This is a genomic window from Ferdinandcohnia jepli (genome assembly GCF_047246645.1).
Lineage (GTDB): Bacteria > Bacillota > Bacilli > Bacillales > Bacillaceae_L > Ferdinandcohnia.
Genome location: NZ_JBFOKR010000012.1, coordinates 26,828 through 51,427 on the forward strand (window position 1 = coordinate 26,828; position 24,600 = coordinate 51,427).

The following is a 24,600-nucleotide window of genomic DNA, read 5'->3' on the forward strand; positions in this document are numbered from 1 at the left end:
TAAAGGGAAACTGTCTAAAAAAGGAGCTCAACATGAAAATCTTATGTATCGATGGAGGCGGGATTCGTGGAGTATTTGTCGCTGCCATATTACGTGCAATGGAGCAGGAGTATAAAAAGCCGATTAGTGATATGTTCGATCTGATATCGGGGACAAGCACTGGCTCTATAATTGCCGCATCATCGATTCTCCAAATAGATATGAGTGACGTCTTAGAGAATTATATAAAATACGGTAAAAAGATTTTTGCTCGTCAAGCAAAAATAGGATTCCTTAAAAGTGTCTATAGTGATAAATACCTTAGAAGATATATACAAAAAGCTTTCGGAGACATAACCCTAAATGATATATCAAAACCGCTAATTATACCTGCGGTTGATATTACACATGGTAAACCTTTTGTTCATCGATCCAACTATGGGGAAGACTTAAAAAATGATCATACCATTAAGCTTTGGGATGCAGTCTTATCCTCTTGCTCAGCTCCAGTCTATTTTCCACCAAATAATATAAATAATAACTACATGGCCATAGATGGTGGGCTATGGGCCAATAATCCATCCCTAGTATGCTTAACAGAGGCGCTTAGCTACTTCAAAAAGGACACTTCCGAAATAAATATTATGTCCATTGGTACAGGAATACAAAGTATCAATTTTTCGGTTGAAACAGAGAAGGAGTGGGGTGTTGCTAAATGGTTACCCTTTCACTTACCGTCTATGAAAATGACACCAAAATTACTAGATTTAGCACTTCAGCTATTATCAGAATCTGTAACCTACCATTGTCACCATCTACTCGGTGATCAGTATTTACGGATAAATGAAGAACTTGGCGGAGAAATTCCTTTCGATGATGTAGAATATATCGAGAAATTAATCGACCTGGGCAATCGTGCGTATTTCAACAACAGAACCAAAATCCATACATTCTTGAAAAGTACAGAATAAGTGTACTAATTGACAAGTATCGAAAAATATGATAATTATTTTTATGTGAATTAGCACTCGTACATGAAGAGTGCTAAAAAAATGTGGAATCATTTAAAACCATACACATATCTACATACTATTTACTTGAAGGAGAGGTTATTATGGCTAAGAAACAATTCAAAGCAGAGTCTAAAAGGTTATTAGAAATGATGATTAACTCCATTTATACACAGCGTGAAGTTTTCCTACGAGAACTAATCTCAAACGCTAGTGATGCGATTGACAAGATCTACTATAAGGCATTAACAGATGATCGCTACCAGTTTGATAAGGATAGTTACTTTATCAAAATATCAGCAAATAAGGAAAATCGCACACTAACTATTTCTGATACTGGTATTGGAATGACCAAAGAAGAACTCGAGGCAAACTTGGGTACCATTGCAAAAAGTGGTTCTTTAGCTTTTAAAAATGAAAATGAACTAAAAGATGGTCATGATATTATTGGTCAATTTGGTGTTGGATTTTATGCTGCATTTATGGTTGCAGACGTCGTTACTGTTATTTCTAAATCTCTAGGTAGTGACGAAGCATATAAATGGGAATCCAAAGGTGCAGATGGATATACCATCGTCCCAGTTGAAAAAGAAAATGTTGGTACCGATATTATTTTAAAAATAAAAGAGAATACAGAAGACGATTCCTATGACGAATTTTTAGAAGAATACCGTTTAAAAGCGATTATTAAAAAATATTCGGATTTTATTCGCTATCCTATTAAAATGGATATAACAACAAGCAAACCTAAAGAGGATAGTGAGAATGAGTACGAGGACGTAGTAGAAGAGCAAATCATTAATAGCATGGTTCCGATTTGGAGAAAGAATAAAAGTGAACTAACTGATGAGGATTATGAAAAATTCTACAATGAAAAGCACTACGGTTTCGATAAACCGCTCAAGCACATTCATATTAGTGTAGACGGTACGATTCGCTACAATGCGATTCTCTATATCCCTGAAAACATTCCGTTTGATTACTACTCAAAGGAATTTGAAAAGGGACTCGAGCTATACTCAAACGGTGTCCTTATTATGAATAAGTGTGGCGACTTGTTGCCAGATCACTTTAGTTTTGTTAAGGGTATGGTAGATTCAGAGGATTTATCACTGAATATCTCAAGAGAGATGCTGCAGCATGACAGACAACTAAAGCTTATCGCTAAGAACATCAGCAAGAAAATTAAGAGTGAGCTCCAGAGCTTATTAAAAAATGAACGCGAAAAGTATGAAACGTTTTATAAGAGCTTTGGTAGACAACTTAAGTTTGGGGTGTACAGCGATTTCGGAGCTAATAAAGAAACGTTGCAGGATCTCCTACTGTTCCATTCATCGAAAGAGAAAAAGCTTGTTTCTCTAGATGAATATGTAGCAAGAATGCCAGAGGATCAAAAATATATCTACTATGCAACTGGTGAATCTGTTGAACGCATTGAAAAATTACCTCAAACAGAATTAGTTGCTGATAAGGGCTATGAAATTCTTTATTTCACAGAGGACATTGATGAGTTTGCTATAAAAATGCTATTGTCTTATAAAGAAAAAGAGTTTAAATCTGTATCTAGTAGTGACCTGGGATTTGAACCTGAAGATAATAATGAGACTGACGAAGAGAAAAATGAAAACAAAGAACTCTTTGACTATATGAAAAATTCACTTTCTGGCAAAGTTACAGACGTTCGTGTCTCTAAACGCCTCAAAACACATCCTGTATGTTTATCTACAGATGGTGAGATTTCAATTGAGATGGAAAAAATCATTAATGCAATGCCTGATAATCAAAATGTAAAAGCTGACAAAGTTCTTGAGATAAATGTAAATCACGAGGTGTTCCAGTCCTTAAAAACTGCCTTCGAAACAGATAAAGCTAAACTAGACTTATATACACATCTTTTATATAACCAAGCACTACTTATCGAAGGACTGCCACTACAAGATCCAGTTGAATTTACAAATGATATCTGTAAGATCATGGTGTAATAAGGTAGGCTCACGAAATAATTTCGTGAGCTTTTTCTGTATCATCAAAGTTATATCAAAATTTATCTGAAAGATAAAACTTTACAATTGGATGTAACTTCCTTTTCTTTACCTGCGTCTAAGAAGTGAAACCAAAATTCACAGGTAAAAAAGGAGAATTAAAAAATGAAAAAGAGAAACAAGTGGAATCTAGTTGTGGGGTCAGCATTCGTTTTCGCATTATTAACAGGTTGTGGAACAGGAGCAAGTACTGATAAAACACAAGGAGCAGAGACTGCTGAAAAAGCCGAAGTAAAGGCAAACTTCCATACTTCAATCGAAACAAAGGAAGAAGGAAACTCTGTTTTTGTAACTTACAAATTCAAAAATACCTCAGGTAAATCACAGAAACTAACAATACCTTCAGGCTTACAAGTGGACTACATCTTATATGATAAAGAAGGAAAAAAACTAAGACAATATTCAAACGAAGTAGTGTCTACTCAAGCCATTGAAGAACTAGTTTTGAAAAATGATGAGGAAATAATACAAGAGTTTCAAATTGATGGCCTTGAAAAAGGGGAGTATGTCCTGGAAGTATTTTTAAGAGCTGATGAAGACCCTGGATTAGTTAAAACAGATATCATCATAAATGAATCACTGTATACAGAAGGAAGTGGAGTTCTTGTAGGTCAAATTGACCCACATAGTGTAGAAATTAAAATGAATGGCACTGCTTCTGCCTTCCAATTAAGTGATGAAGCTATCCAGCAGCTATCTTCCTTGGAAGATGGCGATACAATTTCATTTGTTTATTCTAAAGAGGGCGACGTACAAACAATTAAAAGTTTTACTCTAGGAAATGGTTCAGAGAAAATCTCTTTAACGAAGTCATTATTAGAAGTGGATCAAAAATTAGTAGATTTGCATACATCTTTTAGAGAGACTCGAGACATTAACGTACTAAAATCGATTACTCCCTTTGAGGTTTTCAAGTTATATATGTATACAAAAGCTGGAGAAGATTATGAAACTCTTTACCATTTCCACAATAAAGCTGATGCAATTGTTGATGTAGACACTTTTAAGAAAGAAAATATGACAAGTGAAGCATCTAAACAAAAAAATGACTTTATGCTTAAATTGGATCAAGTTAGAGAATTCCAAGTCGTAAAAACGGATGAAAATCGCGTTTTAATTTCCTTTACATTACCAAACGAAACTACAACATTAGAATTTAAACTTTCTAAAGGTGAAAATGGTGTTTGGCAGGCACTTTGGAACCCGTTTCAATAATTAGATTGTAAAACACATTATTTCGCAAGCGAAATAATGTGTTTTTATTTTTTAAATTTTTGAAACACTTAGCTTAGGTCACTCGTCAATACATATAGAAAAATAATTGGGGGTACTATCGTGAAACCTCTTGAACATTTGGAAGAAGACTTTCTAAACATAGATCGTGATATATGGTTAGAGTACATCATGAACACTTACGGCCTTAGCTTGAAGAAACTAGCTTATACGTACCTTAAAGATTGGCAAAAGGCAGAAGATGTTGTGCAAGATGTTTTTATTACCTGTTATACGAAGATTGATAGTTTTAGAGGGGAATGCTCTTTAAAGACATGGATTTATCGTATAACAATTAATAAATGCAAAGATAACTTAAAAAGCTCAGCCTTTAAAACAGGATTTTTGGATAGTTTCTTACTCAGTAAACTGATTTCGAAAGATAAAAACCCTGAGGAAGCAGTCCTTCAAGGGAGTGAAATGGATACACTTTCTTCTCATGTTTTACAACTACCTGTTAAGTATCGAGAAGTCGTTATTTTACGTTATTTCGATGAGCTTTCTGTGCCAGAAATAAGTCAGCTTTTAGTACTTAATCAAAATACTATTCGAACAAGATTAAAACGAGCGAGATTATTATTGAAGAAGGCACTTGAGAGGATAGATGAAAATGGAAGATAAACTAAAAAAACTTAAACAAGACATGGAGACAAATTTTTTTGCAGAAATAGAGTTCTCTGAGAAAGAAAAAGAGCGTGTTTGGTCGGCACTTAGCCGAAAAAAAGACAAGAAATTTTCTCGTTGGTTTCCACCTATTTTAACATTTGCTTTTTCCATATGTGTCGTGTTTTTTCTAGGACAGTATGTCTTACAGCATTTTGAAAATGAAAAACTAAACAACAATCTAGCTACACAAACAAATTCTCCGCAACCGGTTGAACGCTTAACAGCAAAAGGAGGATTTTATGACCCTGTTGAAATCATAGAGGGAAAAATAAAAACAACAGTGGGTGGGGTTTATCAAGATGGATTTATTAATGAAAATGTGAAAACTATTTGCAGATTTATCGATTATAAAAATCGATGTGGAAATCCTTTTTATTATTTTATCGAAGACCATTCTACCGTAGAAGAAGCTTTTCTAGAACTACAAAACCATTTACCTATGGATTCTATTGTCATTAATTCTGTTAATATACCAAAAGTTGGATTTGTTTATAACTTATATAGTGATCAATTCGAAAAAAAGCTCCGAAGAAAAAACGGGAACTATCATGTCGTATTTAAAATAAACGAAGAGGGAAAGGTATTTGCTGCTACTACTGGTATAAATACGTATGGAGTTATAGAGTAATGAATCGCCACCTGTCAACCAGGTGGTTTTTTTATTAGCGAAGATTATTAATTTATTTTTATTGTAATGAATATGAACCAGATTCGGGATGATAGTCGTCATTAGTAATACCAATAAAGAAGGGGGCAAACGTAGGTGAGTGCAAAATTATATATAGTCGAAAAGCCGCAAACATCTCAGAAGAGTAACCAAAAGAAAAAGCGGAATTTACTACAAAGCGTGGCTTTTATAGGTAAATTCCTAACCAAAACGATTAGTATTTATCTATTATCTGCTTTTTTAATTGTATGTATTGTCTATATGCCAGACATCCAGTTTATGCCGGACCCAGAAAGTCCTGAGGGATTTCAAAGAAAGATAGGCTGGCAGCTATCTCTGTTACAAATTAAGGGATTCTTCACCCATTTAATAACAGAAGGTCACTTCGGTGTTACTAAGTCAGATAGCCCAATTTCCGGTGAGATAGCCCGGTTGTTTCCAAGAACGGGGAAAATTATTTTCACATCTTTTCTGCTTATTATGATTTTGGGCATTCTTAAAGGTATTTTTGATTTTAGACATAAGGATAGATGGTCAAGGATGTTTGGAGATCGTCTAACATCTGTACTTCATTCATTTCCAGACTTTTATTTTATTTCAGCGATGATATGGATCGTGCTTCTTTTATTTAAGCCAATTGATTTTATGTTATTCGCTTCTGATGAATGGTACGGTTTCATACTTCCTTCCATACTTGTTTCGTTGTATCCAATAACATATGTAGCAAAAATTACCCTTTCTACCTTATTAGAAGAATCCTCGAAACAATATGTGCAGGTATCTTTTTCGAAAGGATTTACTAGTAAAATAGTCATTTACCAACATATGCTCGTGAATTGCTTTTCGAAAATTCTTAGCCATGTGACATCAATAATGCTATTGCTACTATCAAATTTATTTATTCTAGAGTTATTTTTGGATTATAAAGGGATGGCATTACGTTTGTATACTGCAATCCCTTTTGAGAAAGAGTTAATCATTGCCTTGGCATGGATCTTTATGACGATTGTATTTTTCACACAAATAATTTCATTCTTTTTACAGTACTATATCGACCCAACGATAAGGAGGAATCCTTAGATGAACCGAGATTTAGTAATCGGTATTTCCTTATTAGCTGTTCTATTATTCTTTGCATTGATAGGGCCACATTTACCATTTGTAGATACTGAATTTGCTGACGGTAGAATGAGATTTTTAGAGGATGGTACATTTGAACGTGCTCCTTTTCCTCCATCTGAGAAGGATTTGCTTGGAACTGACAGAGAGGGACGGGATATCCTAAGTTTAATCATACTTGGTATTAAAGAAACCCTTTATTTTATGTTTGCTGTTACTCTACTAAAATACGTATTATCCATTCCATTAGGTTTTATGGCAAGAAAAGGGAAAGGGGTATTTTATTCATTTTTATCTACTTGGGGCTCTGTTATGTCGGGTCTACCCATATTAATAATGGGAATTATCTTGTTCAAAACAAATCTATTCTCCATGTTAGATAATCGCTTTTTTTTAATTGTGTTATCTGTATCTTTATTAGAGATTGGTAGGGTAGGAATGGTATTTCAACAACTTTCTCATAAAGTTTCAACTGAACCGTATATTGAGGCTGCACTGACAATTGGAACAAAGCCTTTAGGTCTTTTCAAGAACCATTATATACCTGCACTTGTGCCGGAAATCTTAGTAAACTTTATGCTTGATTTGGGTCGCATGGCTTTACTGATTGGGCAACTTGGTGTCTTTCAGGTATATTTACACTTTAAAGTTGAACTAATGGCTGACATACCAATTGTAAATAATAGCTTTAACCTTGGATCATTGCTTGGAGGAACTAAAAATGAAGTGATACGGGCGCCGTGGATTCCATTATTCCCAGCACTCGCAATTACCTATATCATTTTCACCTTTAATATGCTGGGTTCTGGAATACGAAAGAAGATAATAAATCAGTAAGGGGCGGGTTAACTTGAAAAAGATTAAAAAAATTATGCTTTTTTCAGTTTTATGCTTTATTGGGATAATGCTAGTTTTACAGTTTGGAATTAAAGAGGATATTAAACCCGTATCGGTTTCACAGGGCTCTAATACTGCCGAAAAAAATACAAGTGAAAAAGTACCAGTAACAGAAAAAGCTGAACCAGTTACAGTTACTGTTAATGAGAAGAAACCAGAAGAGAAGAAGGAAGAGGTTGTTGTTTCAACATCGGAAAAAGGTGGCTTTTGGGATTCTAAATCCTTTATGAAAACATTATGGAAAGAAGTAGAATTTGAATCAAAATACGAATATGAAAATCTACGAATTACTTGCGTGAGACTAGGTGGAACGAGGCATGATGGAAAATGTATTGACCCTATATATTTTTTTAATGAGGATCCAACCACAAAAGAGGATGCATTCAACCAATTGAAAGATCATCTTCCTAAAGATGCAGTGATAGAGAAGGAATTTCAAAAAGATGAAAAACGATATGTATATAATATGAAAAGTAACTTATTAAAAGAAAACCATTCCGGTTTCCCAATCCCTCCGAAGTATCAAGGGGAGTTTCACTTAATACTAATTAAGGGACCAGACGATTCTTATATGGGTGCCCAAGCAAAAGTTGGTTATTACAAGTAATTTTATAAAACTGGTTGAAATCCACATACGTAAAAAGGAATGACTGCCACACTAGTCATTCCTTTATTTATTATTGATCATTTAATAAAAAATTTGCTTCTTGCAATGCTTCACATGCCGCGTCTAGACGATCCGGGGAATCAGCTTCAATTGTATGAAGATGAATGCCGTCTGTTAGTAGAGAAAGGAGAGATGCTTTCGTTTCCCCTAATTTCTCGATGAAACGCTTAACCTCAAACCGGTTACTTATCATAAGCGAACCAGATATTTCACCGTATACCGGGTGTTCAACAATTACATCCTTAACCGTTACACCATGATCAACAAGGAGATTAAGTTCATCAAGTGTTTCTTCTGCAGTATGTTTTACTGCAATAATACGAGAATAACGTTCATTTTTGGGTTGATCTTGAATATAAATATAGCCTTGACTTGTTGCGACAATTGGTTCATTTCTAGCTTTAAGCAAGGAAATATCCTGCACGATAACCTGGCGACTAACATTTGCTCGTTTTGATAGTTCTTCACCTATAATTGGTTCAGGACTTTCCTTCAACCATTTAATGATCGTTTCTCTACGTCTTTCACCTAATAGTTTTTTATCCATACCATCCACTCCTACGTGGTTCTATAGTTAATTTGCTTCGTAATTATATTTAATACTTCAAGTGCTTTTTCAATATGTATTTCTTCCGTTACTCTTCCAAATGATAGGCGAATCAGTTGTTTCGCTTCATCAGGCGATTTCCCAAGAGCAAGCATCGTCTTAGAGGGAGTTTGCTGACCAATTTGACACGCACTTCCAGTAGAAATTGCAATTTCATGTCGATTATATTCTAACATAACATATTGTCCTTGGGTGCCAGATACAGATAATCCAATAATATTTGCTAAACTATTCTTTGGATGCCCCTCAACTACTACCTCATGATTTATGTCTTTTATCCCGCTAATCAGCTTATCACGCAAAATAGTATAATACTTTGTAGCTTCTTCCATTTCGTTACAAATTAATTGGGCTGCGGTGATAAATGATGCTATACCTGGTACATTTACTGTTCCAGACCGGAAACCTTTCTCATGAGAAGTACCAGGCACCAATGATTTCCATACAACTGAAGGATTTATGTAGCAAGCTCCAACACCTTTAGGTCCATAAATTTTATGGCTCGAAATGGAGAGACTATCAATCTTTGCTTTTTTAACATCAATTGGCACTTTGCCGAAGGTTTGAACACAATCGCTATGGAAAATGATTTGATGTTCATGCAGTAACTGTCCTATTTGTTCAATTGGTTGAATGGTTCCTATTTCAGAATTTGCATGGTGAATAGATGCAAAGATAGTTTGGTCTGTTATAGCATCTCTTACATCCTCAACCTTCACTTGGCCATACTGATCCACTTGAAGATATGTAACACAGAATCCTTCTTTTTCAAGCTGTTTACATAGGTTATAGACAGAAGAGTGTTCTGTTGAAGTAGTCATGATGTGATTACCTTTTGTTTTATTGGCATCTATAAGAGAACGAATCGCTAAAAAGTTAGATTCAGAGCCACCACTAGTAAAATAGATCCCTTCAGGTTCAGCATTTATTTTATCAGCAAGCTCTTTTCGGCATATTTCTAATAAGTGATTTGCTTGTGTACCACAATCATGAAGACTGCTTGGATTACCAAAATAATGTCTCGAAACCTCCATATATACCTGTAAAGCCTCTTCTCGTATTGGTGTTGTTGCTGCGTAATCTAAGTAAATCATACCCTTTCATCCTCTCAGCCTCAAAATATAGAACCCTAAAAGTCTCTTTTTAAAAAATGTCTTGTCATTAGTCTATATATGTGTAAATATAGATGTCAAGACAGTTGTAATGTCAAAATGTGTACTGAGGGAGGCTTACCTAATGCCAAACATCGACGTGATTATAATCGGGAGTGGAATTTCGGCATTAACCGCTGCTTATCGAATAAGCGCGGAAAAGAATGTGATTATCCTCACAAAGTCAAAAATAACAAACAGTAACTCTATGCTAGCACAAGGCGGCGTTGCCTCTAGTGTAGGAAATGATGACTCCTGGCATTCTCACTTTTCAGATACAGTGATTGCTGGTTGTAACCATAATCGTGAAGACACATTGGAAGTCCTGGTTAAAAAGGGACCTGAATATATTCTTGGTCTCATCAATGAAGGCTTACATTTTGATGTGGATGAAAACAATTTACTTATGCTTGGGAAAGAAGGCGCACATTCCACAAGACGAATTTTACACGCTGGTGGCGACGCAACAGGTAGAGCTCTTATTTTACATATGCTTGAAAAAGTTAAAAATCGGGTGACTATTATTGAGAAAGAAACAGCGATTGACCTTGTTATTGAAAATCATCGTTGTATTGGAGTTTACACACTCACACAAGATGGTGAGATTGCTACCTATAAGGGCTGTGACGTAATTTTAGCAACCGGTGGATGCGGTGCACTTTATTCGTTTACTTCAAACGATCCATCCATTACTGGAGATGGACTCGCAATGGCATATCGAGCTGGAGCAGAACTTGTTGACCTGGAGTTTATTCAATTTCACCCAACACTTTTACATATAGATGGGAAGACTTGCGGTCTAGTTTCCGAAGCAGTAAGGGGAGAGGGAGCTGTCCTTGTCGATGAGACAGGAAGGCACATTATGAATGGCAAGCATCCATTATTGGACCTGGCTCCTAGAGATATTGTTTCCCGGCAGCTGTTTACTGAAATGCTGGCAGGTAGAAAAATCTATCTTGATGTATCAATGATTAATGATTTTCACCGTAGGTTTCCAACTATCACAAGCCTTTGCCTTGAAAATGGGGTTGCACTAGAAAGAGGTTTAATTCCTGTTATTCCAGGTGCTCATTTTTCAATGGGAGGTATCAAAACAGATATAAAAGGAAGGACTTCCATACCAGGATTATATGCAGTAGGAGAGGTTGCTTGTACAGGGGTACATGGAGCCAACCGATTAGCTAGTAATTCATTATTAGAGGGAATTGTCTTTGGTAACTTAGTTGCCGATGACATTTTAGCAAGCCAAGTTCAATATAAACCGTTAAAAAAAGTAGTTAATAAGATTGATAGTAATACTACAACTACTGCACTTCCTACCAAAGCAGATATTCAAAGAATGATGATAGAGAATGTGGGGATTGTCAGGAACCAAGAACGGTTAAAAGCGGCAGTTGGCTGGTTTGAAAAGTACAAAAATGAGCTTGATGGTATATCACCTTTTTCATGTACAAAAGAAGTGCTTGAAATTATCAATATGATAACGGTGGGCTGGCTAGTCGCAAGTTCAGCACTACTTAGAACCGAGAGTCGTGGCGGACATTTCCGTGAGGATTACCCAACTGAAAATAATATAGAATGGCTTCGAAAAGAGATAACAAGAACGTGTCAAAATGAAGAATTAGTGTATTCTTTCTAAATATTTAAGTTGAGAGAAGGGGAAAAACGATGAATGAAATAAAACTTAAACAGTTACTTCAGTCTTTTTTTATTGAAGATATAGGAGAAGGAGATTTAACTAGTAACAGTATTTTTCCTGTAGATAAAAGAGGAGAAGCTAAAATTTACGCAAAGGAATCAGGTGTACTAGCGGGTATGTCTATCATTGCAGTTGCGTACACAATACTTGACCCATCAATTGAAGTTAGATTGACAAAAAAAGACGGAGATAAAGTTCAGGCTGGAGACGTCATTGCGTATGTAGAAGGTCCTGTGGCAAAAATCCTAACTGGGGAAAGGTTGGTATTAAACCTTATACAGCGGATGAGTGGAATCGCTACAGCAACCTATCATGCTGTGTTAGCATTACAAAGCTCTCATACACGAATTTGTGATACAAGAAAAACAATTCCTGGTTTGCGGATGCTTGATAAATACGCGGTTACTTGTGGTGGAGGATTTAATCACAGATTTGGTTTATATGATGGGGTAATGATTAAGGATAATCATATTGCATTCTGTGGTTCAATTACTGAAGCGGTTCAAACCGTACGTGCCAAGGTTGGACATATGGTGAAAATTGAGGTTGAAACAGAAACTAGAGAACAAGTTTTAGAGGCTGTCCAAGCAAATGCGGATATCATCATGTTTGATAACCGTACACCTAGTGAGATACGTGAGTTTGTGGAGTTGGTGCCTAAACATATTGTCACCGAAGCTTCCGGTGGTATCACAATGAATACATTGCACGAATACGGAGATACAGGTGTAGATTACATTTCATTAGGCTTTTTAACTCATTCTGTAAAAGCCTTGGATATTAGTTTAAACGTCTAAGAGGGAGTGGGAAGTTATGAATATTTTAGAGATGATGCAAAAAAGCACAAACTCAAATGTTATTCCTGATTACTATAAATCATTAACGATAGAAGAGATGGAAGAGCGTGTAATGGAAATAAAAGCGCGCCTCGGAAAGCGGTTGTTCATACCTGGCCATCATTACCAAAAGGATGAAGTTATCAAGTTTGCAGATGCAACAGGTGATTCTCTTAAACTAGCGCAAATATCTGCTGAAAACAAGGATGCTGAGTTTATTGCCTTTTGTGGTGTTCATTTTATGGCTGAGACCGCAGATATGTTAACAAAAGAAGACCAATTTGTATTCTTACCTGATATGCGTGCTGGTTGTTCAATGGCTGATATGGCTGACATGAACCAAACGGAAAGATGCTGGCATGTCCTTCAAGAAACCTTTGGAGACACGGTTCTTCCATTAACATATGTAAACTCAACAGCAGCAATTAAAGCATTTGTTGGGAAAAATGGTGGTGCAACTGTTACATCTTCAAATGCAAGACAAATGTTAGAATGGGCGTTCACACAAAAAGAGAGAATATTATTTTTACCAGACCAGCACCTTGGTCGAAATACCGCCTACGATATGGGTATACCTTTGGATCAGATGGCAGTATGGAATCCAATTACAAATGCCTTTGAATATGAAGGAAACTTAGAGAATGTAAAAGTTATCTTATGGAAGGGACATTGTTCTGTACATGAAAACTTTACTCCTGCGAATGTAGAAATGATTCGGAAATCAAAGCCGGACATGAACATCATTGTGCATCCTGAATGTCCTTTTGAAACAGTAGAACTGGCTGATTACGCCGGCTCAACAAGCTATATCATTGACACTATTGAAAGAGCGCCTGCTGGAAGTAAATGGGCAATTGGCACAGAGATGAATCTTGTTCAACGTATTATTCAGCAACATAAAGATAAGGAAATAGTATCTCTTAATCCACATCTTTGTGCATGCTTAACAATGAATCGAATCGATCTTCCGCATTTGCTATGGTCATTAGATATGATTGAAAAAGGGGAGAGAAGCCAAATAATTAAAGTACCAGCGGAGATTACGAAAGATGCAGTACTTGCGTTAAATAGGATGCTGGAGAGGGCTTAATCTTATTATAGTTTGGGTCCAATATAAGTGTATTCAATAGTGCTATGAAAGACAGAATTCAACTTATTTCAAGAGAAGTGTTCTTCATCAGTGCTATGAAAGACAAAGCATGGTTTTTATTTAGGTAAACTGTCCTTCATCTAAGGTATGAAGGACATACATTGATTTTTTTCCGTATAAGTGTTCTTCATCAATGCTATGAAAGACAAAGTTAGACAATATTGCCTATAATATGTCTTTCATGACTAAAAAGACAGACAAACTTACAGCGATTTAGAATTATTCTACCAATAAAATAACAGCCCGATTCCACCTAAGGAATCAGGCTTACATCTATTTATCTATTATATTTTTAAAATACCACCAGTATTCGCAGAGGTTACTAGTTTTGCATAGCGGGCGAGATAACCCGTTTTTACCTTTGGTTCAAAGCCTTTCCAGTTTGCTTTCCTTTGTTCCCATACATCCTCTGGAACTTCTACATTCATCGTTCTGTTATCAATATCTATTACAATATGATCACCATTTTCAACAAAGGCAAGTGGGCCACCTTCAGCAGCTTCTGGTGATGCGTGGCCAATTGATAAACCGCGTGAAGCACCTGAAAAACGACCGTCGGTAACGAGGGCTACTTTTGGACCGAGTCCCATTCCCACAATTTGTGAAGTAGGTGCCAGCATTTCAGGCATTCCAGGACCACCTTTTGGCCCTTCATAACGGATAATAACAACATGACCAGGTTGTACCTGTCTTTGAGAGATACCTTCTAATGCGTCTTCTTGTGATTCAAATACAATTGCCGGCCCCTCGTGACGAGTAATACCGTCTTGGACACCACCGGTTTTAATAATGGCACCATCTGGGGCTAGATTACCAAACAGCACGGCAAGACCACCTTTTTCAGAGTAAGGAGCATCAATCGGACGAATAACTTCATGGTTTGTAACTTCACGTCCAGCGATTACTTCTCCAAGAGTTTGACCCGATACTGTAAGTGTATCTAGGTGAAGAGCACCTTCTTTTTTAGAGAGTTCGTGCAACACCGCTGTAACACCACCGGCTTCATGTAAATCCTCAATATGATAATCTGAAGCAGGAGCTAATTTTGAAAGCTGTGGTACTCGTTCTGCCACTTGATTAATTCGCTCAAGAGGATAATCAACACCAGCTTCATTCGCAAGTGCAAGAGTATGTAACACTGTATTAGTTGAACCACCTAATGCCATATCTAGAGCAAATGCATTATCAATCGCTTTTTCAGTAACAATATCACGTGGTTTAATGTCTTTTTCAATTAAGTACATTAATTGTTTTGCAGATTCTTTTACAAATTCTTTTCGCTTAGGATCAACTGCTAAAATAGTTCCATTACCCGGTAGGGCAAGGCCTAACGCTTCACACAGACAGTTCATCGAATTGGCCGTAAACATACCAGAGCAAGAACCACATGTTGGACAACCGAATTGCTCTAATTCTTGCAGACCTTTTTCATCAATTTTACCAGATTGATAGGCTCCAACCCCTTCAAAAACAGAAGAAAGAGAGATTTTTCGACCATCACTCGTAACCCCAGCCTTCATTGGGCCACCGCTTACAAAAACAGTTGGAATATTTAATCGCATCGCTGCCATCATCATTCCCGGTGTAATCTTATCGCAGTTCGGAATACATACCATACCATCAAACCAATGTGCCGCAACTACTGTTTCCACGGAATCGGCAATGATTTCACGGCTAGGTAGGGAATATCTCATACCGATATGACCCATAGCAATTCCATCGTCAACTCCAATTGTGTTCATTTCAAACGGAACACCGCCAGCCTCACGAATTGCATCCTTTACAATTTTACCGAATTCCTGAAGATGCACATGCCCAGGAACAATATCAATATATGAATTGACAACTGCAATAAATGGTTTGTTAAAGTCCTCGTCTTTCACACCAGCAGCACGAAGGAGGCTTCGGTGGGGCGCCCGGTCAAATCCTTTTTTAATCATATTACTTCGTAGTTCACTCATTATTAGTACCCTCCAATTTTAAGTTGTAAAAAGATTTAAATTATTTATCATTGTAACATTATTTCAAAGATTATCAATGATTTTACTTCATTGATTTAAAGTATCTAAGAACTAACTTTTCTATTAACTTCATTATTTAGACAAAATTCAATGGTTGACGAACAATAGGAGGGGTGATATTCTTTACTCATAGATATTTAGTTAGTTTAGAAAACAAATTAATTATCTAAGTCTATTTTATAGACTTATGAAGATTTTTAGGGTTATATTGCTTTTAGAAGAAAATTCTTCATAATTATGGTAGAAATACGCAAAATAATAGCAATTAGTTTGCATTTATTTTCAGGTGCTACTTAAATTAATGTCTGGAAAGGGTATGATTTACATGTCTAAGCAACAAATCGGTGTCATTGGTCTTGCTGTAATGGGTAAAAATTTAGCACTTAATATAGAAAGTAGAGGTTATTCTGTATCTGTTTTCAACCGTTCATACGATAAAACAGAAGAGTTCCTTCAAAATGAAGCAAAAAATAAAAACTTTGTAGGTTCAAAAACAATTGAGGAATTTGTAAATTCACTTGAAAAGCCACGTAAAATTCTTTTAATGGTAAAAGCGGGTCCTGCTACAGATGCAACGATTGACTCCTTAAAGCCATATTTAGAAGATGGCGATATCTTGATTGACGGTGGAAACACGTTCTTCCAAGATACAATCAGACGTAACAAAGAACTAGAATCAACTGGAATCCACTTCATCGGAACCGGTGTTTCAGGTGGGGAAGAGGGGGCACTAAAAGGACCTTCTATCATGCCTGGTGGACAAAAAGAAGCGTATGAACTTGTTGAACCAATTTTAAAAGCAATTTCTGCGAAGGTTGAAGGAGACCCTTGCTGTACGTATATCGGACCAAACGGAGCAGGTCATTACGTAAAAATGGTACACAACGGAATCGAATACGGAGATATGCAATTAATCTCTGAGGCATACTTTATTCTTAAAAATGTGCTTGACCTTAATGCGCAGGAACTGCATGAAGTATTTGCAGAATGGAATAAGGGTGAGTTAGATAGCTACTTAATCGAAATCACTGCAGATATCTTTACAAAAGTAGATGAAGAAACTGGAAAGCCACTTGTTGATGTAATTCTCGACACAGCTGGTCAAAAGGGTACTGGTAAATGGACAAGCCAAAATGCACTTGATTTAGGTGTTCCATTACCAATCATCACTGAATCTGTATTTGCACGTTTTATCTCCGCAATGAAGGATGAACGTGTAAAGGCAAGTAAACTTCTATCAGGTCCAACTGTTGAAGGATACAATGGAGATCGTCAGGAGTTAATTGAGGCTGTTCGAAAAGCACTTTATTTAAGTAAAATTATTTCGTATGCTCAGGGCTTCGCTCAAATGCGTGCAGCATCAGAAGAATATGATTGGAATCTAAACTATGGTGAAATTGCAATGATTTTCCGTGGTGGTTGTATTATCCGTGCACAATTCTTACAGAAAATTAAAGATGCATACGATCATGAACCACAGTTAGCAAACCTACTATTAGATCCATACTTTAAAGAAATTGCTGAAGATTACCAAGCTTCTCTACGTAAGGTAATTACAGTTGCAGTCGAAAAGGGGATACCAGTACCATCATTCTCAAGTGCAATTGCATACTTTGACAGCTATCGTACTGAAACTTTACCGGCAAACCTTTTACAAGCACAACGTGATTACTTCGGCGCGCATACGTACCAACGCGTTGACAAAGAAGGAGTATTCCATACTAATTGGATGTAATAAAAAAAGTAAATAGTTGGGGAATCGATTCCCCAACTATTTTTTTAACAAATTTATCAAGGTAATAATTGTATCGATGGAGCATAAATGATATTCTAATAGAGACATTTAGTTAGTTTTATAAACAAATTAATTATTTTACTAAGAAGTTTTCGCAACCTATGTTGTTTTTACAAAGTGGACATAATGGCTATCGAAGAGGGATTGGAGCGCATGGCACGAGACTCCTGCGGGAAAAGCAAAAGGAACGTCTACTAACGATCGCCACGTCCTGTGGCGAACGTAGACGTCAGCACATCCTGTGCAAGTCAGGTGAGACCCCGCAGGAGCATGCTACTTGTCTAGCTTCAGCATTTCAGTGAGGAGGCTCACGGTCCGCCCGCGAAAAGCGAGTGCCAGGAGCGGAAATCGCTAAACTTGGTACTTACAGTTTCAAAGGTTAAAGACAAATAGCAACAATCCTTTTAGAAAGGGCCTTTTGTTAGAATGTTCTCTCAATAGAAGACATTTTATAGCACCTTTCAAAATAATTTATATTTTATCTACTATTGTAAATTTTAACCTGATATTGAGGGAAACTATAAACAATTGTTTATAAAACACTTAACTCTATTAAATTAAATACGTTACTTGAATAAGGGAGTGAAGGATATCATGGGTATTCTCCAGGAATTACTTAAAAACATTCCAGTTCCAAAGATGGTAAAAGTTAAACAGCATTTTGATGATGCAAAAATAGAAAATCTCGAGGCAGTATTGCAAGAAAAATTGCAGCGCGAATCTATTAAGCAAACAATTAAACCCGGCATGGAGATTGCTATTGCTGTAGGAAGTCGTGGCCTAGATCAGCTCGTAACTCTAACAAAGGTAACAGTTCAATATCTACAAGACTTAGGAGCCAAGCCCTTCATTGTACCAAGCATGGGGAGCCATGGAGGCGCAACTGCTGAAGGGCAGCAAGAAGTGCTTGCACATCTAGGTGTTACTGAAGAAACAGTTGGCTGTGAAATTCGTTCCTCGATGGAAGTTGTCAAACTTGGGGAATTACCAAATGGGTTACCTGTTTATATTGATAAATACGCTTCAAAGGCCGATGGTATTGTCGTTCTTAATCGTGTTAAACCACATACTGCTTTTAGAGGACCTGTTGAAAGCGGCATTCAAAAAATGATTAGTATTGGTTTAGGAAAGCAAAAAGGGGCAGAAGCTTGTCATCAGCTTGGATTCAAATATATGGCAGAGAACGTTCCTGCTATGGCGAAGATGATTATGGAAAAAACACCGATTCTCTTTGGAGTTGCAACTGTTGAAAATGCATTTGATAAGGTTGCAAGAGTGGAAGTACTTTTACAAAATGAAATTCTTGAAAAAGAAGCTGAATTACAAGCGCAAGCAAAACAGCTTTTACCTAAGTTATTCTTTGAGCAAATTGATGTTCTTGTTATTGATGAAATTGGTAAAAACATAAGCGGAGACGGAATGGACCCAAATATTACAGGCCGTTATCCTACTCCTTATGCTCATGGTGGACCAGATGTAAACAAAATGGTTGTTTTGGACTTAACACGTGAGACTGAAGGAAATGCAAACGGTGTTGGAACAGCTGACTTTACAACCCAGCGACTTGTTGACAAAATGGACCTGGAATTCACATATGCAAACGGTTTAACTTCAACTGTTGTGGCACCTACTAAAATTGCTACCACTCTACCAAATGATAAACAAGCCATTCAAGCCGCTATTAAAACATGTAATATTCTTGATTTCACTCAAGTAAAGATGGTCCGTATCAAAAATACGTTGCACATTAGTGAAATAGAAGTATCAGAAGCATTACTCGAATATATAAACAACCATCCGCAGATGGAGCAGGCATCAGAACTTTATGAGATTCCATTTGATGAGAATGGTAACTTACGATAGATAAATTCACTTATACCTTAATACCTACATGAAACTGCGTAAAAGAGGGGAATACAGAATGAGCAAACTATTTGATTTAACAGGGAAGACAGCAGTAGCCATTGGAGGAAATAGTGTACTAGGTTCGTCAATTTCAAAAGGATTTGCTTCACATGGTGCAAAGGTTGCAATTGTTGGACGTAATCTTGAAAAAGCAGAAGCAGTAGTACAAGAGATAGAGGCAGAAGGTGGAACTGCAAAGGCATTTAGTGCAGATGTATCGTCTCGCGAATCCCTTGAAAAACTTGTAACAGAAATTGAAAATTGGTCTGGAGGCTTTGATATCCTTTTAAACGCTCCAGGTAAAAATAGTGCAACACCATTCTTCGAGCTTGATATGGATGAATGGGATGATATTATGGATGTCAACTTAAAAGGACTTGTTGTTACTACTCAAATCTTTGCAAAAAGAATGATTGAAAAAGGAACGCAGGGAAGTATCATTAATATTTCCTCTGTTTCATCAACAACTCCTTTATCTAAGGTTTTCACATATTCAGTTTCAAAAGCTGGTGTAAACAGCATGACTCAGTTCTTAGCAAGAGAATTTGCTCCACATGGTATTCGTGTTAATGCAATCATTCCTGGATTTTTCCCAGCAGAGCAAAACCGAAAAATCCTAAGTCCAGAACGTATCGAATCAATCATGAATCATACGCCAATGAATCGATTTGGAAGTCCTGAAGAATTACAAGGCGCTGCAGTATGGTTAGCCTCTGAAAAAGCATCAAGCTTTGTTACAGGAACTTTAATCCGTGTTGACGGTGGTTTTGGCAGCATGACTATCTAGTTTGTTTTTCAAAATTAAAGCAAGCCTCATCCCATTAGGAATAGGGGCTTGTTGTGTTTTATAAGATTGTACCACTTGAAAAAGATGTCTTTTACAATATCACAACTAATATAAATAGAGAGATACAGTTACGTCGTAGCCAAGATGTAATTGAGTTAGATCGGGAGTAGAAAGGAGAAGACAATGATTCAAGAAAAATACGAAAAACTAGTGTCCATTCTCCAAGATATGAAATCTGTTGTTGTTGCATTTTCTGGCGGGGTAGATAGTACTTTTTTACTTAAGGTTGCCGTGGATTCATTAGGAAAAAAAAACGTATTAGCTGTAACTGCTGATTCTGAAACGTACCCGTCAAGTGAATTAGAAGAAGCAAAAGCTTTAGCAGAGAGAATTGGCGCTATTCATCGAGTAATTGAAACGTCAGAGCTGTCCATACCAGGTTATACTGAAAATGATCGGAATCGCTGTTATTTCTGTAAAAGCAGCTTGTTTGATCACCTATTACCTGTCATGGAGAAGGAAGGATTCCAAAATGTTGTCTATGGTGTAATTGCGGACGATTTAAATGAATTCCGACCAGGTATGAGAGCTGCAAAGGAAAAGGGAATTCGTGGACCATTACAGGAAGCTAATTTGTTTAAGGACGAAATAAGAGAGCTTTCCCGCGAGATGGATTTACCAACATGGAGCAAGCCTTCTTTTGCATGTTTATCTTCTCGTATCGCATATGGTGAGAAAATTACAATTGAAAAGCTGACAAAAGTAGAAAAAGCTGAAGCTTATATAAAGTCTCTTGAGATTCGCCAAGTGCGTGTCCGTACACATCAAGATATTGCACGGATTGAAGTTGAACCTAGTGATATGGCCATTGTATTAGAAAATCATGACATAATCACGAAAGAACTTTCCAAATTCGGCTATAAATATATTACCCTAGACTTGGTAGGTTACAAGTCTGGTAGTATGAACAAAGTTCTTACTTCATAAACCTATAATACATAAGGTTTATGATAAAAATTGTACCTTTTAAACATTTTCATGTCTGCTTTGGATACCTCCAAAGCTTTTTCTATGTCGAATCATGTATGATATGATGGTGGATAATAATGTAAAGAATAATGTTTTTACATATACATCATTAATTGTACTCACAGCAAAGTGTAAAGGAAGATGTAAAATGTCACAACAGTACGTTATTGGTCTAGATATTGGGACAACCTCTGCTAAAGCAGTTGTATTTACTCTGAGTGGTAAGGTGGTTGCTGAGGCTGAGGAATTAATTACTTCATATTATCCTAAACAGGGCTGGGTCGAACAGAATCCTGTTGAAATTGAACAATCGGCTGTTCAAGCCATTAGTAAGGCTATTTCGTTTGCTGGAGTTCAAAAGAATGAAATTTTGACCCTTGGTTTTTCAGCGGCTATGCATTCACTTATCTGTATGAGTGAATATGGAGAAGCGCTCTCACAAGGGATTATTTGGGCAGATGGAAGAAGTACTGAACAAGCAAACAGACTAATAGAAACGAACGGGATTGAAATATATTCTAGAACGGGTATGCCAATACATCCAATGTCTCCACTTGCGAAACTAATATGGATGAAGGAAAACAATTTTGACCCATATCAAAAAGCTAGCTATTTTATTTCAATTAAAGAATATCTGATAGTAAAGTGGTTTGGTAAACGAGTTATTGATTATTCTATAGCGTCGGCTACAGGATTATTTAATGGGAAGTCTTTTGAGTGGGATGAACAAGCAGTAAACAATGCTGGTATTTCACGTGATCAACTTTCTCAGATTGTTCCTCCAACCTATCAATTAACAGGGATGAATAAAGATGTTGCAGAACAAATGGGAATCTCTTCCGAAATGCCATTTGTCATTGGTGCTGCTGACGGTCAATTAGCAAACTTAGGAATTGGTGCCATTTCACCCGGTGAGGTAGCTGTAACTGTTGGGACTAGTGGGGCAATTAGACAATTCGCTAATGGTTTTCAATCTAATACAAACCATGAGACATTCTGTTATGCCTTCTCTGAGGAATATTTTATTATCGGAGGTCCAACAAATAACGGTGGGATAGCACTCCAATGGCTAAAAGAACTTCTTAACTACGGAGAGAGTTTTGACAGATTCACAGCTGAAGCAGGGAAAGTAGAGCCTGGAGCCGATGGCCTTTTCTTCCATCCTTATATCAATGGAGAAAGAGCTCCGTTATGGAATCAACAGGCAAAGGGTAACTTTTTCGGTATGTCTATAACCCATAAAAGAGAGCATTTCGTTCGTGCTGTATTAGAGGGGATTACTTTTAATATATACCAAATTGGAAAAGCGTTAGAAAACTTAGCAGGTGAGCCTAAAAAGCTTTTTGTTAACGGGGGATTGGCACGTTCTACAATTTGGCTCCAAATGCTAGCAGATATCTTTGGTAAGGAAGTATATGTTCCTGAAAGTCATCATAGTGCTGCATGGGGTGCTGCTTGGACTGCACTTGTAGGTATCGGCAAGGCAAATTCCTTTGAAGAAATAAAGGAAAATATCCCGATGGGTGAACCAGTTATACCAAATCAAGAAACCCATCAAAAATATCAACAAATCTTTGAAAAATATACTGCATTAACAAACGATTTAATGAAACATTTTTGATTTAAGTTTTATTAAGTTTGTAAATTTCCAAAACCTATGATGCTTATTATTTATAACTGTGTACTATGTACCAATAGTGTGATTGTAGCGTATGGTACGAGACTCCTCGAAAATGCTTTGCATTTTCTTCGTGCGTGGGAGAATTCAAAGGAGCCTCTCAAAGTCCTGTGGGAAAGTCATAAGATCGTCTACTAAAAGCCGCCACGTCCTGTGGCGAACGTAGACGTCAGCACATCCTGTGCAAGTCAGGTGAGACCCCGCAGGAGCTTGCGACTTGTCTAGCTTCAGCGGCTAGAAACTCGAGAAAATTTCAACTCCTCCGCCAGAGGCAAAACCACCCTCTTTTGTCGGAGTCTCCGACGCACAGGATGTGCTAGTGCCGCCAAAGCCACAGAACGTGGCGTTATTGGCGGCCAATTTCCTCGTTTCTGGTCGAGCCGCTTCAGCATTTCATTGAGGAGGCTCACGGTCCGCCCGCGGAAAGCGAGTGCCAGGAGCGGAAATCACCCAATATATAACAATGAAAAGTCCATTAGTTAAGGTGTGTGAATACATGGTAGAAGATATTCTAAAAAAGGTTAAACAAGGAAATTTGAGCATTGAAAACGCAAAAAAACAATTAGCAACTTATGAAAACCTAGGATTTGCAAAGATTGATCATCACCGAAAAAAGCGGCAGGGCTTCCCGGAAGTCGTATTTGGTGAAGGCAAAGCGAAAGAGCATATTCTTTCCATTGTAGAGGCTTTAAGGGATAAAGGTGATAATGTTTTAGTTACACGAATTACACGTGAAAAGGCAGACTTTATCCTTCAATCTCACCCAGAGTTCATCTATAGCGACATTGCTCAAATCTTATATTGGAAAAAGGAACAAGCTGTAAAAAGAAAAAGCTTTATTGCAATTATTTGTGCTGGAACATCTGATTTGCGTGTGGCTGAGGAAGCTGCACTAACAGCGGAAGTGTTAGGGTGTGAAGTTCGTCGTTTTTATGACGTAGGTGTAGCAGGAATCCATCGACTATTCGATAACATCGATGAAATAAGAAAAGCAACGGTTTCTGTTTGTGTAGCAGGAATGGAAGGAGCGCTTCCAAGTGTAGTAGGTGGACTAGTTTCACACCCAATAATTGCGGTTCCTACAAGTATAGGGTATGGTGCTAATTTTCATGGGCTATCCGCTTTACTAACTATGTTAAATTCATGCGCATCTGGTATAAGTGTTGTAAACATTGATAATGGATTCGGTGGTGCGTACAACGCTGCTTTAATTGATCAATTGGCACATAAAGGAGTAAATCAATAAATGAAAACTTTATATTTCGACTGCTTTTCTGGAATTAGTGGAGACATGGTGATTGGAGCTTTAATTGATGCTGGTGCTGATCCGAATATCCTAGTATCTGAACTAAAAAAACTTAAATTTGAAGATGAGTACGAGATCACCTGGAAGAAAGTCGTTAAAAATGGAATCACTTCTACCAAGTTTGATGTTGTTCAAAAAAATCAACAAACACATGATCATCATCACGCAGACGACCATCTTCATGAACATGAACATCACCATAAACACGACCACCATCACGTACATGATCATCACCATGAACACGATCACCATCACGGACATGATTATCAACACGATCACGATCACCATCACGGACATGATTATCAACACGATCACGA

Annotated in this window: 21 protein-coding genes; 18 read left to right on the forward strand and 3 right to left on the reverse strand. The window is 37.1% G+C overall.

Annotation, left to right across the window (positions count from 1 at the left end; all coding sequences use genetic code 11):
* The first annotated feature begins 32 nt into the window (after positions 1-32).
* The 8 genes from AB3M96_RS13820 (at position 33) to AB3M96_RS13855 (ending at position 8,259) form a co-directional block, all read left to right on the forward strand.
* Positions 33-950 carry a CBASS cGAMP-activated phospholipase gene (locus tag AB3M96_RS13820; protein WP_412968211.1) on the forward strand — a complete coding sequence of 306 codons (918 nt, stop codon included), beginning with the start codon at positions 33-35 and terminating at the stop codon, positions 948-950.
* Positions 951-1,093: 143 nt separating this feature from the next.
* Positions 1,094-2,971: a molecular chaperone HtpG gene (gene htpG, locus AB3M96_RS13825; RefSeq protein ID WP_412968212.1), complete on the forward strand. Its 1,878-nt coding sequence runs from the start codon at positions 1,094-1,096 to the stop codon at positions 2,969-2,971.
* A 165-nt stretch (positions 2,972-3,136) separates the two neighbouring features.
* Entirely contained in the window at positions 3,137-4,246 is a 1,110-nt protein-coding gene (locus AB3M96_RS13830) for a BsuPI-related putative proteinase inhibitor (RefSeq protein ID WP_412968213.1), read from the forward strand.
* A 120-nt stretch (positions 4,247-4,366) separates the two neighbouring features.
* Entirely contained in the window at positions 4,367-4,924 is a 558-nt protein-coding gene (locus tag AB3M96_RS13835) for a sigma-70 family RNA polymerase sigma factor (protein WP_412968214.1), read from the forward strand.
* A complete protein-coding gene (locus AB3M96_RS13840; RefSeq protein ID WP_412968215.1) occupies positions 4,914-5,597 on the forward strand; it encodes a hypothetical protein in 684 nt (227 codons plus the stop codon). Before AB3M96_RS13835 ends, AB3M96_RS13840 begins: the two co-directional genes overlap by 11 nt.
* Before the next feature lie 135 nt (positions 5,598-5,732).
* Positions 5,733-6,716: an ABC transporter permease subunit gene (locus AB3M96_RS13845; RefSeq protein ID WP_412968216.1), complete on the forward strand. Its 984-nt coding sequence runs from the start codon at positions 5,733-5,735 to the stop codon at positions 6,714-6,716.
* Positions 6,717-7,592 carry an ABC transporter permease subunit gene (locus tag AB3M96_RS13850; protein ID WP_412968217.1) on the forward strand — a complete coding sequence of 292 codons (876 nt, stop codon included), beginning with the start codon at positions 6,717-6,719 and terminating at the stop codon, positions 7,590-7,592.
* Positions 7,593-7,605: 13 nt separating this feature from the next.
* Complete coding sequence (locus tag AB3M96_RS13855; protein WP_412968218.1) at positions 7,606-8,259, forward strand: hypothetical protein; 654 nt, start codon at positions 7,606-7,608, stop codon at positions 8,257-8,259.
* Positions 8,260-8,329: 70 nt separating this feature from the next.
* Here the strand turns inward: AB3M96_RS13855 and AB3M96_RS13860 are convergent, their stop codons facing one another.
* On the reverse strand, positions 8,330-8,866 hold the full coding sequence (locus AB3M96_RS13860) for a transcription repressor NadR (RefSeq protein ID WP_412968219.1): 537 nt from the start codon (positions 8,864-8,866) through the stop codon (positions 8,330-8,332).
* Between the two features lie 11 nt (positions 8,867-8,877).
* Positions 8,878-10,020 (reverse strand): IscS subfamily cysteine desulfurase, encoded by a 1,143-nt coding sequence (locus tag AB3M96_RS13865; RefSeq protein ID WP_412968220.1) that lies wholly within the window; start codon positions 10,018-10,020, stop codon positions 8,878-8,880.
* Between the two features lie 142 nt (positions 10,021-10,162).
* Between AB3M96_RS13865 and nadB the strand changes: the two genes are divergently transcribed.
* The 3 genes from nadB to nadA are packed head-to-tail and all read left to right on the forward strand — an operon-like array spanning position 10,163 to position 13,702.
* Complete coding sequence (nadB, locus tag AB3M96_RS13870; RefSeq protein WP_412968221.1) at positions 10,163-11,716, forward strand: L-aspartate oxidase; 1,554 nt, start codon at positions 10,163-10,165, stop codon at positions 11,714-11,716.
* A gap of 29 nt (positions 11,717-11,745) precedes the next feature.
* Entirely contained in the window at positions 11,746-12,573 is an 828-nt protein-coding gene (gene nadC, locus AB3M96_RS13875) for a carboxylating nicotinate-nucleotide diphosphorylase (RefSeq protein ID WP_412968222.1), read from the forward strand.
* A 16-nt stretch (positions 12,574-12,589) separates the two neighbouring features.
* Positions 12,590-13,702, forward strand: coding sequence for a quinolinate synthase NadA (gene nadA, locus AB3M96_RS13880; RefSeq protein WP_412968223.1), 1,113 nt, complete (start codon positions 12,590-12,592; stop codon positions 13,700-13,702).
* Positions 13,703-14,046: 344 nt separating this feature from the next.
* Here the strand turns inward: nadA and ilvD are convergent, their stop codons facing one another.
* On the reverse strand, positions 14,047-15,723 hold the full coding sequence (gene ilvD, locus AB3M96_RS13885; protein WP_412968224.1) for a dihydroxy-acid dehydratase: 1,677 nt from the start codon (positions 15,721-15,723) through the stop codon (positions 14,047-14,049).
* Positions 15,724-16,108: 385 nt separating this feature from the next.
* Here ilvD and gndA point away from each other — a divergent pair, with 385 nt between their 5' ends.
* The 7 genes from gndA to larC form a co-directional block, all read left to right on the forward strand.
* Positions 16,109-17,518, forward strand: a complete 1,410-nt coding sequence (gndA, locus tag AB3M96_RS13890) for an NADP-dependent phosphogluconate dehydrogenase (protein WP_412968225.1) — start codon at positions 16,109-16,111, stop codon at positions 17,516-17,518.
* Positions 17,519-18,172: 654 nt separating this feature from the next.
* Complete coding sequence (locus AB3M96_RS13895; protein ID WP_412968226.1) at positions 18,173-19,441, forward strand: nickel pincer cofactor-dependent isomerase, group 22; 1,269 nt, start codon at positions 18,173-18,175, stop codon at positions 19,439-19,441.
* Positions 19,442-19,499: 58 nt separating this feature from the next.
* Positions 19,500-20,270, forward strand: coding sequence for an SDR family oxidoreductase (locus AB3M96_RS13900; RefSeq protein WP_412968227.1), 771 nt, complete (start codon positions 19,500-19,502; stop codon positions 20,268-20,270).
* Between the two features lie 183 nt (positions 20,271-20,453).
* Positions 20,454-21,257, forward strand: coding sequence for an ATP-dependent sacrificial sulfur transferase LarE (gene larE, locus AB3M96_RS13905; protein WP_412968228.1), 804 nt, complete (start codon positions 20,454-20,456; stop codon positions 21,255-21,257).
* A 190-nt stretch (positions 21,258-21,447) separates the two neighbouring features.
* Entirely contained in the window at positions 21,448-22,920 is a 1,473-nt protein-coding gene (locus AB3M96_RS13910; protein WP_412968229.1) for a gluconokinase, read from the forward strand.
* A 553-nt stretch (positions 22,921-23,473) separates the two neighbouring features.
* Entirely contained in the window at positions 23,474-24,223 is a 750-nt protein-coding gene (gene larB / locus AB3M96_RS13915) for a nickel pincer cofactor biosynthesis protein LarB (RefSeq protein ID WP_412968340.1), read from the forward strand.
* Positions 24,224-24,600: nickel insertion protein (gene larC, locus AB3M96_RS13920; protein ID WP_412968230.1), on the forward strand; the 377-nt coding region annotated here is incomplete at its 3' end.